The organism is Pseudomonas sp. NPDC012596 (assembly GCF_042902325.1).
In the GTDB taxonomy this organism is placed as follows: domain Bacteria; phylum Pseudomonadota; class Gammaproteobacteria; order Pseudomonadales; family Pseudomonadaceae; genus Aquipseudomonas.
The window spans coordinates 280,230-292,667 of sequence record NZ_JBIBEB010000001.1 but is presented as its reverse complement, the minus strand read 5'-3'; the positions used below and the strand labels follow the sequence as shown (position 1 = coordinate 292,667).

At 64.0% G+C, this 12,438-nt stretch carries 10 protein-coding genes; all 10 read left to right on the top strand.

What is annotated here, in order from left to right; all coding sequences use genetic code 11:
• Positions 1-17: 17 nt before the first annotated feature.
• Positions 18-1,421, top strand: a complete 1,404-nt coding sequence (locus ACFY68_RS01295; protein ID WP_387522712.1) for an amino acid permease — start codon at positions 18-20, stop codon at positions 1,419-1,421.
• A gap of 15 nt (positions 1,422-1,436) precedes the next feature.
• A complete protein-coding gene (hutI, locus tag ACFY68_RS01290; protein WP_387522710.1) occupies positions 1,437-2,642 on the top strand; it encodes an imidazolonepropionase in 1,206 nt (401 codons plus the stop codon).
• Between the two features lie 10 nt (positions 2,643-2,652).
• Positions 2,653-3,456, top strand: a complete 804-nt coding sequence (gene hutG / locus ACFY68_RS01285) for an N-formylglutamate deformylase (protein WP_387522709.1) — start codon at positions 2,653-2,655, stop codon at positions 3,454-3,456.
• Positions 3,457-3,573: 117 nt separating this feature from the next.
• Positions 3,574-4,545 carry a prolyl aminopeptidase gene (pip, locus tag ACFY68_RS01280; protein WP_346614091.1) on the top strand — a complete coding sequence of 324 codons (972 nt, stop codon included), beginning with the start codon at positions 3,574-3,576 and terminating at the stop codon, positions 4,543-4,545.
• Positions 4,542-4,979: a D-aminoacyl-tRNA deacylase gene (dtd, locus tag ACFY68_RS01275; protein ID WP_387522707.1), complete on the top strand. Its 438-nt coding sequence runs from the start codon at positions 4,542-4,544 to the stop codon at positions 4,977-4,979. Before pip ends, dtd begins: the two co-directional genes overlap by 4 nt.
• A 323-nt stretch (positions 4,980-5,302) precedes the next feature.
• Entirely contained in the window at positions 5,303-6,985 is a 1,683-nt protein-coding gene (locus ACFY68_RS01270) for a glucan biosynthesis protein G (protein ID WP_387523026.1), read from the top strand.
• Positions 6,978-9,551 (top strand): glucans biosynthesis glucosyltransferase MdoH, encoded by a 2,574-nt coding sequence (gene mdoH / locus ACFY68_RS01265; protein ID WP_387522705.1) that lies wholly within the window; start codon positions 6,978-6,980, stop codon positions 9,549-9,551. Before ACFY68_RS01270 ends, mdoH begins: the two co-directional genes overlap by 8 nt.
• A 238-nt stretch (positions 9,552-9,789) precedes the next feature.
• Positions 9,790-10,587, top strand: coding sequence for a transporter substrate-binding domain-containing protein (locus ACFY68_RS01260; RefSeq protein ID WP_054900389.1), 798 nt, complete (start codon positions 9,790-9,792; stop codon positions 10,585-10,587).
• Between the two features lie 78 nt (positions 10,588-10,665).
• On the top strand, positions 10,666-11,628 hold the full coding sequence (locus tag ACFY68_RS01255; protein ID WP_346614087.1) for an amino acid ABC transporter permease: 963 nt from the start codon (positions 10,666-10,668) through the stop codon (positions 11,626-11,628).
• Positions 11,621-12,355 (top strand): amino acid ABC transporter ATP-binding protein, encoded by a 735-nt coding sequence (locus tag ACFY68_RS01250; protein ID WP_346614217.1) that lies wholly within the window; start codon positions 11,621-11,623, stop codon positions 12,353-12,355. The genes ACFY68_RS01255 and ACFY68_RS01250 overlap by 8 nt, the downstream gene beginning before the upstream one ends.
• The last annotated feature ends 83 nt before the right edge of the window (positions 12,356-12,438 follow it).

Below are 12,438 nucleotides of genomic sequence, written 5' to 3'. Positions count from 1 at the left end.
AACAATAAGGACGCGACATGCAACCAGCACAAGGACTCCATCGTGGCCTGACGGCCCGCCACATCCGTTTCATGGCCCTCGGTTCAGCCATTGGCACGGGCCTGTTCTACGGCTCCGCTTCAGCCATCCAGATGGCCGGCCCGGCCGTGCTGCTGGCCTACCTGATCGGCGGCGCTGCAGTGTTCATGGTGATGCGGGCACTGGGCGAGATGGCTGTGCACAACCCGGTGGCCGGTTCCTTCGGCCAATACGCCAGCACCTACCTGGGCCCCATGGCCGGGTTCATCCTCGGCTGGACCTACGCCTTCGAGATGATCATCGTCTGCATTGCCGATGTCACGGCCTTCGGGATCTACATGGGCTTCTGGTTCCCCGAGGTGCCGCGCTGGATCTGGGTGCTGGGCATCGTGTTCCTGATCGGGGGGCTGAACCTGTGCAACGTCAAGGTGTTCGGTGAGATGGAATTCTGGCTATCGCTGCTCAAGGTCGGCGCCATCGTCGCAATGATCCTCGCGGGCCTGGGCATCATGGCCTTCGGCCTGGGCCAGGCGGGCGGCGATCACGTGGTGGGGGTGAGCAACCTGTTCGAGCATGGCGGCTTCCTGCCCAACGGTATCGGAGGCCTGATCGCCTCGTTCGCGGTGGTCATGTTCGCCTTCGGGGGCATCGAGATCATCGGCATCACCGCCGGTGAGGCCAAGGACCCACAGCGGGTCATCCCCAAGGCGATCAACGCCGTGCCGCTGCGCATCCTGCTGTTCTACGTGCTTACGCTGTTCGTGCTGATGTGCTTGTACCCCTGGCCGCAGATCGGCAGCCAGGGCAGCCCGTTCGTGCAGATTTTCAGCAACCTGGGCATAGGCTCGGCCGCCGCGCTGCTCAACGTGGTGGTGATATCCGCGGCGATCTCGGCAATCAACAGCGACATCTTCGGCGCCGGGCGCATGATGTACGGCCTGGCCCAGCAAGGCCAGGCACCGCGTGGCTTCGCCCGGCTGTCCAGCCAAGGCGTGCCATGGCTGACCGTTGTGGTGATGGGAGCGGCGCTGTTGATCGGCGTGCTGCTCAACTACCTGATCCCCGAAAACGTCTTCCTGCTGATTGCCTCGATCGCGACCTTCGCCACCGTTTGGGTGTGGCTGATGATCCTGGTCACCCAGGTGGCCATGCGCAGGCGCATGAGCCGCGAAGAGGCCGCCAGCCTGCAATTCCCCGTACCGTTCTGGCCCTACGGGCCGGCCCTGGCCATTGCGTTCATGTTGTTCATTTTCGGAGTGCTCGGCTACTTCCCCGACACCCAGGCGGCGTTGCTCGTCGGGGTGGCCTGGGTGGTGTTCCTGGTGCTGTCCTACTGGCTGTGGTGCAAGCCACGGGCGGGGCAGGGCGGGCCAGCGATCGACCGCGCCGAACTCCATCGCTAGTAACGGAGACTGTGTATGAGAACCCTCTGGCAGCACTGCCATGCGGCGACCATGGCCCAAGGCAGCTACTCGATCATCGAGGACGCCGCCATCGTCAGCAACGCGGGCCTGATCGAATGGATTGGCCCACGTGCAGCCGTGCCGGCGCTGGGCATCACCCGTACCGTGGACCTTGGCGGCGCCTGGGTGACCCCGGGGCTGATCGACTGCCACACCCATGCGGTGTTCGGCGGTAACCGCAGCGGCGAGTTCGAACAGCGCCTGCAGGGCGTGAGCTATGCCGAGATCGCGGCGCAGGGCGGAGGTATTGCCAGCACCGTGCGGGCTACCCGTGCGGCCAGCGAAGATGAGTTGTTCGCCAGCGCTCGCCAGCGTGTGCAGGCGCTGATGCGAGATGGCGTGACCACGATCGAGGTCAAGTCCGGCTACGGCCTGGACCTGGCCAACGAGCGCAAGATGCTGCGCGTGGCCCGGCGCCTGGCCGACGAGCTGCCGCTGGCGGTGCGCGCCACTTGCCTGGCCGCCCATGCCCTGCCGCCGGAATACGCGGGCCGGGCGGACGATTACATCGCGCACATTTGCGACGAAATGCTGCCGGCCCTTGCCAGGGAAGGGCTGGTGGATGCCGTGGATGCCTTCTGTGAACACCTGGCGTTCTCCCCCGCGCAGGTCGAGCGGGTGTTCATCAAGGCCCGCGAACTGGGCCTGCCGGTGAAACTGCACGCCGAACAACTCTCGTCGCTGCACGGTTCGAGCCTGGCAGCGCGTTACCAGGCGCTGTCAGCCGACCACCTGGAGTTCATGACCGAGGAAGACGCCATTGCCATGGCCAAGGCCGGCACGGTCGCCGTGCTGCTGCCGGGCGCGTTCTACTTCCTGCGCGAAACCCAGCTGCCACCGATGGACGCCCTGCGCCGCCACGGGGTGAAGATCGCCCTGGCCAGCGACCTCAACCCCGGCACCTCGCCAGGGCTATCCCTGCGGCTGATGCTGAACATGGGCTGCACGCTGTTCCGCATGACCCCGGAAGAAGCCCTGGCCGGCGTCACCACCCATGCCGCCACGGCGCTGGGCCTGGGCCACAGCCACGGTACGCTGGAAACCGGCAAGGCGGCAGACTTCGTCGCCTGGCACATCGAACGCCCTGCAGACCTGGCCTACTGGCTGGGTGGCGACCTGCCCAAGCGCGTGGTGCGCAAGGGCCACGAGATATCCAACTGAGCGAGGCGAGATGGACAAGGTACTGAGTTTCCACCAGGGCCGTTTGCCCTTGCTGATCAGCATGCCCCACGCGGGCCTGAAGCTGACCCCGGCTGTGCGCGATGGCCTGGTCGAGCCGGCGCGTAGCCTGCCCGACACCGACTGGCATATCCCGCGCCTGTACGACTTTGCCCACGAGCTCGGAGCGAGCGTTGTAGCGGCGGAGTATTCGCGTTTCGTCATCGACCTGAACCGGCCGGACGACGACAAACCGCTGTACGCGGGCGCTACCACCGGCTTGTACCCGGCCACGCTGTTCGAGGGCGAGCCGCTGTTCAAGGACGGCCAGGCACCGTCCGCCGACGAGCGCAGCACGTATCTGGAGCAGATCTGGCGGCCGTATCACGCCACCATCGAACGCGAACTGGCGCGCCTGCGCGACGCGTTTGGCTACGCACTGCTGTGGGATGCCCACTCGATCCGCTCGCGGATCCCGCACCTGTTCGACGGCAAACTGCCGGACTTCAACCTTGGCACCTTCAACGGCGCCAGCTGTGACCCAGAGCTGGCACAGTTGCTGGAGGGCGTGTGTGCCCAGGCGCCGGCGTACACGCATGTGCTCAACGGGCGCTTCAAAGGCGGGCACATCACCCGCCATTATGGCGACCCGGCGCAGCACATTCATGCGGTGCAGCTGGAGCTGGCGCAAAGCACCTACATGAATGAAACCGAGCCGTTCGCCTATCGCGAGGACCTGGCGCAGCCCACTCGCCAGGTCCTGGAGCGCCTGCTGAAGCAGCTGCTCGCATGGGGCAAGGCGAAGTACGGTAAATAGCAGGCCCGGCAAGCCCGCCGCCACGGCGGGCTCACGCGGTAGCACGAGAGCATGCTCAAAGCGCAATTCAGGTTTATGATGCCCAACGGCAGACTTAATCCTCACACGGAGTGCGCAATGCAGACCCTCTACCCGCAGATCAAACCCTACGCCCGGCACGATCTGGCCGTGGAAGCGCCGCATGTGCTGTATGTCGATGAAAGCGGCTCGCCTGAAGGTCTGCCGGTGGTGTTCATCCACGGTGGCCCGGGCGCGGGTTGCGATGCCCAGAGCCGTTGCTACTTCGACCCCAACCTGTACCGCATCATCACCTTCGACCAGCGCGGCTGTGGCCGCTCCACGCCACATGCCAGCCTGGAGAACAACACCACCTGGCACCTGGTCGAGGACCTGGAGCGCATCCGCGAGCACCTGGGCATCGACAAGTGGGTACTGTTCGGCGGGTCCTGGGGTTCGACCCTGGCCCTGGCCTATGCCCAGACCCACCCCGAGCGGGTGCATGGCCTGATCCTGCGCGGCATCTTCCTGTGCCGCCCGCAAGAGATCGAGTGGTTCTACCAGGAGGGCGCCAGCCGCCTGTTCCCCGATTACTGGCAGGATTACATCGCGCCGATTCCGGCGGACGAGCGGGGCGACCTGGTCAAGGCATTCCACAAACGCCTGACCGGCAACGACCAGATTGCCCAGATGCATGCCGCCAAGGCCTGGTCCACCTGGGAAGGCCGCACTGCCACCCTGCGCCCCAACCCGCTGGTGGTCGACCGCTTCTCCGAGCCACAGCGGGCGCTGTCGATTGCTCGCATCGAATGCCACTACTTCATGAACAACGCTTTCCTCGAGCCGGACCAGTTGATCCGCGACATGCCGAAGATCGCCCACCTGCCGGCAGTGATCGTGCATGGCCGCTATGACGTGATCTGCCCGCTGGACAACGCCTGGGCTCTGCATCAGGCCTGGCCGAACAGCGAGCTCAAGGTGATCCGCGACGCCGGCCACGCCGCGTCCGAGCCGGGCATTACCGACGCCCTGGTACGTGCTGCTGACCAAATGGCGCGTCGCTTGCTCGATCTGCCCCTGGAAGAAGCATGAGGGGGCTGTTGCAGCGCGTGCGTGGCGCGCGGGTAGAGGTGGCCGGCGAGATCGTCGGCGCCGTCGATCAGGGCCTGCTGGTGCTGGTGGCCGTCGAACCTGAAGATAGCCGGGAACATGCCGACAAGCTGTTGCACAAGCTGCTCAATTATCGCGTGTTCAGCGATGAGCAGGGCAAGATGAACCTGTCGCTCAAGGATGTTGGCGGCGGCCTGCTGCTGGTGTCTCAGTTCACCTTGGCGGCCGACACCCGCAGCGGCATGCGGCCGGGCTTCTCGACGGCGGCACCGCCGGCGCTGGGGGCCGAATTGTTCGACTATCTTTTGCGCCAGGCCCAAGGCCAACATGCCACTGTTGCAAGCGGGCGCTTCGGTGCAGACATGCAGGTGCACCTGGTCAATGATGGCCCAGTGACATTTCTGTTACAAATATGAGGTAAAAAAACCCCTGCTTTGTGGGTAAAACAGGGGTTTTGTACGATAAATAGTTGTTCCAGCCTGATGCGTTGTAACGCGACCTGCTGGATAATCGCGCGCTGCGTGGGCCTGCGTTCGCAGGTTCGTTCTACTCTGACTCGAGCATTGTCTGGAACCGTTTGGGGAATCATTACGCCCTCACGGGGTCCGAACAGTGCTCGCCAACCCGGCATTTGTCGCTGGCCGTTGGTTTCATGATCTGTTTTCGGCGAGGGTTGCTCGTGATTGTTAGTCCCCAAAAAGCATCAAGAATCCCCGGCATGCGGCTGCGCAAGGCCCTGATGGCCAGTGCGGCACTGGTCGGCCTGATGAGCGCGGGCCAGCTGTGGGCATTCAATCTTGACGATGTTGCAGCCAAGGCAAAGGATCTGGCCGGCCAGAAGTACGAAGCCCCTAAAAGCAACCTGCCGGCCGTGTTCCGCGACATGAAGTTCGCGGACTACCAGAAGATCCACTTCCTGCAGGAAAAGGCCGAGTGGGCCAAGGACAAGACGCCGTTCAAGCTGTCCTTCTACCACCAAGGCATGCATTTCGACACGCCGGTGAAGATCAACGAGGTCACCGCCAGCAAGGTCGAGGAAATCAAGTACGACCCGAGCCGTTTCGAGTTCGGTGACGTGCCGCATGACCCGGAAACCACCAAGAACCTGGGTTACGCCGGTTTCCGCGTGCTGTACCCGATCAACAAGGCCGACAAGCAGGATGAAATCATGACCCTGCTTGGCGCCAGCTATTTCCGCGTGGTCGGCAAGGGCCATGTGTATGGCCTGTCGGCCCGTGGCCTGGCCATCGACACCGCGCTGCCGTCGGGCGAAGAATTCCCGCGTTTCACCGAGTTCTGGGTCGAGAAGCCAAAGCCTGCCGACAAGCACCTGGTGATCTACGCCCTGCTGGATTCGCCGCGTTCCACCGGCGCCTACAAGCTGATCCTGCGCCCAGGCAACGACACCGTGGTCGACGTGCAGTCCCGCGTGTTCCTGCGTGACCACGTCAGCCGCCTGGGTGTTGCCCCGCTGACCAGCATGTACCTGTTCGGGCCTAACCAGCCGTCCAAGGTCATGAACTACCGCCCGGCCCTGCATGACTCCGAAGGCCTGTCGATCCACGCTGGCAACGGCGAATGGCTGTGGCGCCCGCTGAACAACCCGAAACACCTGGCCGTGAGCAACTTCAGCGTCGAGAACCCGCGCGGTTTCGGCCTGATGCAGCGTCATCGTGACTTCAAGGATTACGAAGACCTCGACGACAACTACCAGAAGCGCCCGAGCGCCTGGATCGAGCCTAAAGGCGACTGGGGCAAAGGCACCGTCGATCTGGTCGAGATCCCGACCGCCGACGAAACCAACGACAATATCGTTGCGTTCTGGAGCCCGGAAACCCTGCCAGAGCCAGGCAAGCCGTTCGAATACGCCTACCGCCTGCACTGGACCATCGACGAAGCCAAGTTCCAGGCTCAGGAGCTGGGTTCGGTTACCCAGACCATGCGCTCCACCGGTGACGTCAAGCAGTCCAACCTGATCCGTCAACCGGACGGCAGCGTTGCCTTCCTGGTCGATTTTGCAGGCCCTGCGCTGGCATCCCTGCCGGAAGACGCCCCAGTGCGTAGCCAAATCAGCGTTGGCGACAACGCCGAGGTGGTCGAGAACAACCTGCGCTATAACCCGGAAACAAAAGGCTGGCGCCTGACCCTGCGGTTGAAGGTCAAGGAAGCCAACAAGGCCACCGAAATGCGCGCCGCGCTGGTGCGTGACGTACCGGTCGAGCCGGCCAAGCCTGCCGCAGACGCCAAGCAGGACAAGGCCGCTGCCAAGCATGCCAAGCACGAAAAAACTGCCAAGGCGCAGGAGCCTGCCAAGGCCGAACAACCCGCCGCCGATGCGGCACCCACCAACGGGACCCCGGCCACCACCGAAGAAAAGGTGTTGACCGAGACCTGGAGCTATCAGTTGCCTGCCGATGAGTAACTCAAGCGCAAGGCCGGAATCGCTTGGCGAATACCTGGCCCACCTCCCACTGAGCGATGAGCAGCGCGCGGAACTCGCCAGCTGCACCTCGTTCAGCGAGCTGCACCAACGCCTGGCGGCCAACCCGGCCGCCGAATCCACCGAGGCCGTACAGGCCTCGGTGGGCCCGCGGCTGACCGTGGGCAGCGCCGCCGAGCTGGAAGACGCCGAGATGCTTGGCGTCGACGGCAGCGGCCGGCTGTGCCTGAAGATCGCACCGCCGATCAAGCGTACCCGGGTAGTGCCCGAGCCGTGGCGCACCAACGTGCTGATCCGCATGTGGCGGCGCATGACCGGCCGCACCAACGCCCCGCAGCCCGAGCAGCGCGAGCTGCCCAAGGCGCGCTGGCGCACGGTCGGTTCGATCCGCCGCTACATCCTGCTGGCCCTGATGATCGGCCAGACCATCGTCGCCGGCTGGTACATGAAGGGCATCCTGCCGTACCAGGGCTGGTCGTTCGTCGACCTCGACGAAGTGGTCAACCAGCCACTGTGGGACACCGTGGTGCAGGTTTGGCCGTATGCCTTGCAGACGTCCATCCTGATCCTCTTCGGTATCCTCTTCTGTTGGGTTTCGGCGGGCTTCTGGACCGCGCTGATGGGGTTCCTGGAACTGCTCACCGGCCGTGACAAGTACCGCATCTCCGGCAGCAGTGCCGGTAACGAGCCGATCGCACCCGAAGCGCGCACTGCGCTGGTGATGCCGATCTGCAACGAAGACGTGCCGCGCGTGTTCGCCGGCCTGCGAGCGACCTTCGAGTCGGTGGCTGCCAGCGGCAACCTCGACCGTTTCGACTTCTTCGTGCTCAGCGACACCAACGACACCGACATCGCCGTGGCCGAGCAACAGGCCTGGCTGGACGTGTGCCGCGAGACCAAGGGCTTCGGCCGCATCTTCTACCGCCGCCGCCGCCGCCGCGTTAAGCGCAAGAGCGGTAACCTCGACGACTTCTGCCGTCGCTGGGGTGGTGAGTACAAGTACATGGTCGTGCTCGACGCCGACAGCGTCATGAGTGGCGAGTGCCTGAGCAGCCTGGTGCGCCTGATGGAGGCCAACCCGGACGCCGGTATCATCCAGACCGCGCCCAAGGCGTCGGGCATGGACACCCTGTATGCGCGCATGCAGCAGTTCGCTACCCGTGTGTACGGCCCGCTGTTCACGGCCGGCCTGCACTTCTGGCAGCTGGGCGAGTCGCATTACTGGGGCCACAACGCGATCATCCGCATGAAGCCGTTCATCGAGCACTGCGCCCTGGCGCCGTTGCCGGGCAAGGGTGCGTTCGCCGGTGCAATCCTGTCCCACGACTTCGTCGAAGCCGCGCTGATGCGCCGTGCCGGCTGGGGCGTGTGGATCGCCTACGACCTGCCGGGCAGCTACGAAGAACTGCCGCCCAACCTGCTCGACGAGCTCAAGCGTGACCGCCGTTGGTGCCACGGCAACCTGATGAACTTCCGGCTGTTCCTGGTCAAGGGCATGCACCCGGTGCACCGTGCGGTGTTCCTGACCGGCGTGATGTCGTACCTGTCGGCGCCGCTGTGGTTCTTCTTCCTGGTGCTGTCGACCGCGCTGCTGGCGACCAATACGCTGATGGAACCGCAATACTTCATCGAGCCGTACCAGCTTTACCCGCTGTGGCCACAATGGCACCCGGAGAAGGCCGTTGCGCTGTTCTCCACCACCATCGTGCTGCTGTTCCTGCCCAAACTGCTCAGCATCATCCTGATCTGGGCCAAGGGTGCGGTCGAGTTTGGCGGGCGCATCAAGGTCACCCTGTCGATGCTGATGGAGATGCTGTTCTCCATGCTGCTGGCGCCGGTGCGGATGATCTTCCACACCCGTTTCGTACTGGCCGCGTTCCTCGGCTGGGCAGCGACCTGGAACTCGCCACAGCGTGACGACGACTCCACCCCGTGGAGCGAGGCCGTGCGCCGCCACGGCCCGCAAACGCTGTTGGGCTTTGCCTGGGCTGCGCTGGTGGCCTGGCTGAACCCGAGCTTCCTGTGGTGGCTGGCGCCGATCGTCGGTTCGCTGGTGCTGTCCATTCCTGTTTCGGTGATCTCCAGCCGTACTCGCCTGGGCCTTGCGGCCAAGGACGAGAAGCTGTTCCTCATCCCTGAGGAATACGCGACGCCGCAGGAGCTGCTGGCAACCGACCAGTACACCCACGAAAACCGCTGGCACGCGCTGCACGACGGCTTTGTGCGCGCCGTGGTCGACCCGCGCCAGAACGCCCTGGCCTGTGCCATGGCCACTGCCCGTCACGGCCAGGCTGCGCCGATCGAAGCACTGCGCGCCGAGCGTGTGGCCAAGGCGATCGAGGTGGGGCCCAATGGCCTGGACCTGAACACCCGTCTTGCCCTGCTGAGCGACCCGGTTGCCCTGTCGCGCCTGCATGAACAAGTCTGGGCCGAGCACAATGCCGCCTGGATCGACGTGTGGCGGGCTTCGATCAACAACGACCCGCATTCGCCGTTGTTGCCGTTGCACCCAGAGAACGAAGGCCAACCGGCACTCGTCGGCGCCTGACAGGCAGTATTCGCGGGCAAGCCCGCTCCCACAGGGTTCACACCAAACCCTGCAGGAGCGGGCTTGCCCGCGAAGCTTTTCAATGGCCACAACGCTGTTTTTGGCCAACAAAGTCCCCCCCGGCTCTAGGTCCCAGGGCCGCCATGCGTTAGCATCCCTCTCCGATAAACCACGCCGGCCGGTACGGCCGTGCCAACGATAAGATTCGCTACTTTTCTTGCTAGGGGACTTGGTGATGATGAAGAAATACCTTTCGCGACTGCTGGTCGGCGTCACCGCGCTGGTTGCAGTGGCTTCGGCCCAGGCCGGCGCAATCGACGACGCGGTCAAGCGCGGCACCCTGCGGGTGGGCATGGACCCTACCTACATGCCGTTCCAGATGACCAACAAGCGTGGCGAGATCATCGGCTTTGAAGTCGATATCCTCAAAGCCATGGCCAAATCCATGGGCGTCAAGTTCGAGGCAGTCTCCACCGCCTATGACGGGATCATCCCGGCCCTGCTGACCGACAAGTTCGACATCATCGGCAGCGGCATGACCCTGACCCAGGAACGCAACCTGCGCCTGAACTTCAGCGAACCCTTCATCGTGGTTGGCCAGACCCTGCTGATCCGCAAGGAGCTGGCGGGCGAGATCAAGTCGTACAAGGACCTGAACAACGAGAAGTACCGCATCACCTCCAAGCTCGGCACCACCGGCGAGATGGTTTCCAAGAAACTGATCGCCAAGGCCAAATACCACGGCTACGACAACGAGCAGGAAGCGGTGATGGACGTGGTCAACGGCAAGGCTGACGCCTTCGTCTATGACGCGCCGTACAACGTGGTGGCAGTCGAGAAGGCCGGTGCTGGCAAGCTGCTGTTCCTGGAAGAGCCCTTCACCTACGAGCCGCTGGCTTTCGGCCTGAAGAAAGGCGACTACGACAGCATCAACTTCATCAACAACTTCCTGCACCAGATCAAGCATGACGGGACCTACGATCGTATCCACGACAAGTGGTTCAAGAACAAGGACTGGCTGAAGGAAATGGAATAAGGCCCAGGCCACAAGCCCCCGGCTTTGACCCCGACGCGCAGGTAAACCCTGCGCGTTCGCATTTACGGAAGTACCCACGTGATCAAACACAAGAAAGCCCAGTGGCCCTGGCACGCGCTGACTGCGCTGGTCCTGGTGGGCCTGGCGATCAGCCTGTACCTGGCCACCTCGATGATGTCCTACGAGTGGCGCTGGAACCGCGTACCGCAATACTTCGCCTACAAGGCCGAGGAAGCGCAGCGCGCCAGCGGCTACGGCACGGTGCAGGAAATCGTCGTCTCTGGCGATAACGCCCGCGTTACGCTCAAAGACGAGAACGGCGATGAGCAAGTGCTCGACGTGGCCAAGGACAGCCTGCAACTGAGCCGCGGTGACGACGTTGCCGAAGGCGACCAGATCGGCGTGACTCGCCACTGGGCAGCCGGCCCGCTGGCATGGGGCCTGTGGACTACCTTGTGGCTTTCGGTAGTCTCCGGGGCGCTGGGCCTGGTGATCGGCCTGTTCGCCGGGCTGTGCCGGCTGTCGAACAACCCGACCCTGCGCGACCTGTCGACCGTCTACGTCGAACTGGTGCGCGGCACGCCGCTGCTGGTACAGATTTTCATCTTCTACTTCTTCATCGGCACCGTGCTCAACCTGTCCCGTGAATTCGCCGGTGTGGCGGCGCTGGCGCTGTTCACCGGTGCCTATGTGGCCGAGATCGTCCGTGCCGGCGTGCAGTCGATCGCCAAGGGCCAGAACGAGGCTGCGCGCTCGCTGGGCCTGAACGCGGGCCAGTCGATGCGCCACGTGATCCTGCCGCAGGCCTTCAAACGCGTGCTGCCGCCGTTGGCCGGCCAGTTCATCAGCCTGGTCAAGGACACCTCGCTGGTGTCGGTGATCGCCATCACCGAACTGACCAAGAGCGGTCGAGAGGCCATCACCACCTCGTTCTCGACGTTCGAGATTTGGTTCTGCGTGGCAGGCCTGTACCTGCTGATCAACCTGCCGCTGTCGCACCTGGCCAGCCGGCTCGAGCGGAGGCTTGCGCAAAGTGATTGAAGTCCGTGACCTTTTGAAAGTGTTCGACACCCGTGGCCAAGTGGTGCGCGCGGTGGACAACGTCACCACCCAGGTGGCCAAGGGCGAAGTGGTGGTGGTGCTCGGCCCGTCGGGCTCGGGCAAGTCGACCTTCCTGCGCTGCTTGAACGGCCTGGAGCATTTCGACGAAGGCCATGTCGCCATCAACGGCCTGCAACTCGCAGACCCGAAGACCGACATCAATGCCTACCGCCGCGAAGTCGGCATGGTGTTCCAGCACTTCAACCTGTTCCCGCACATGACTGTGCTGGAGAACCTGTGCCTGGCCCAGAAGGTCGTGCGCAAGCGCGGCAAGGCCGAGCGCGAAGCCAAGGCGCGTGCGCTGCTGGAGAAAGTGGGCATTTCGCAAAAGGCCAACGAGTACCCCTCGCGGCTTTCCGGCGGCCAGCAGCAGCGGGTGGCGATCGCCCGGGCCCTGGCAATGGAGCCTAAGGTCATGCTGTTCGACGAGCCCACCTCGGCGCTCGACCCGGAAATGGTCGGTGAAGTGCTGGACGTGATGAAGACCTTGGCCCAGGAAGGCATGACCATGGTCTGCGTGACCCATGAAATGGGCTTTGCCCGAGAAGTGGCGGACCGGGTGCTGTTCTTCGATCACGGCAAGTTGCTGGAAGATTCTGCCCCGGCGGCGTTCTTCGCCTCGCCAAAAGACCCGCGCGCGCAGGCGTTCTTGCGCCAGGTGCTGTAACCGCGCCGCCCCCTTCGCGGGGCAAGCCCGCTCCCACAGGCGATTCACTGCCCCAGTTTGTGGGAGCGGCGGTGCGGCGATCC

Coding starts and splice junctions, on each gene's coding strand:
- ACFY68_RS01295 (WP_387522712.1), top strand. CDS start 18: ATGCAACCAGCACAAGGACTCCATCGTGGCCTGACGGCCCGCCACATC.
- mdoH (WP_387522705.1), top strand. CDS start 6,978: ATGAGTAACTCAAGCGCAAGGCCGGAATCGCTTGGCGAATACCTGGCC.
- ACFY68_RS01260 (WP_054900389.1), top strand. CDS start 9,790: ATGAAGAAATACCTTTCGCGACTGCTGGTCGGCGTCACCGCGCTGGTT.
- hutI (WP_387522710.1), top strand. CDS start 1,437: ATGAGAACCCTCTGGCAGCACTGCCATGCGGCGACCATGGCCCAAGGC.
- hutG (WP_387522709.1), top strand. CDS start 2,653: ATGGACAAGGTACTGAGTTTCCACCAGGGCCGTTTGCCCTTGCTGATC.
- ACFY68_RS01270 (WP_387523026.1), top strand. CDS start 5,303: ATGGCCAGTGCGGCACTGGTCGGCCTGATGAGCGCGGGCCAGCTGTGG.
- pip (WP_346614091.1), top strand. CDS start 3,574: ATGCAGACCCTCTACCCGCAGATCAAACCCTACGCCCGGCACGATCTG.
- dtd (WP_387522707.1), top strand. CDS start 4,542: ATGAGGGGGCTGTTGCAGCGCGTGCGTGGCGCGCGGGTAGAGGTGGCC.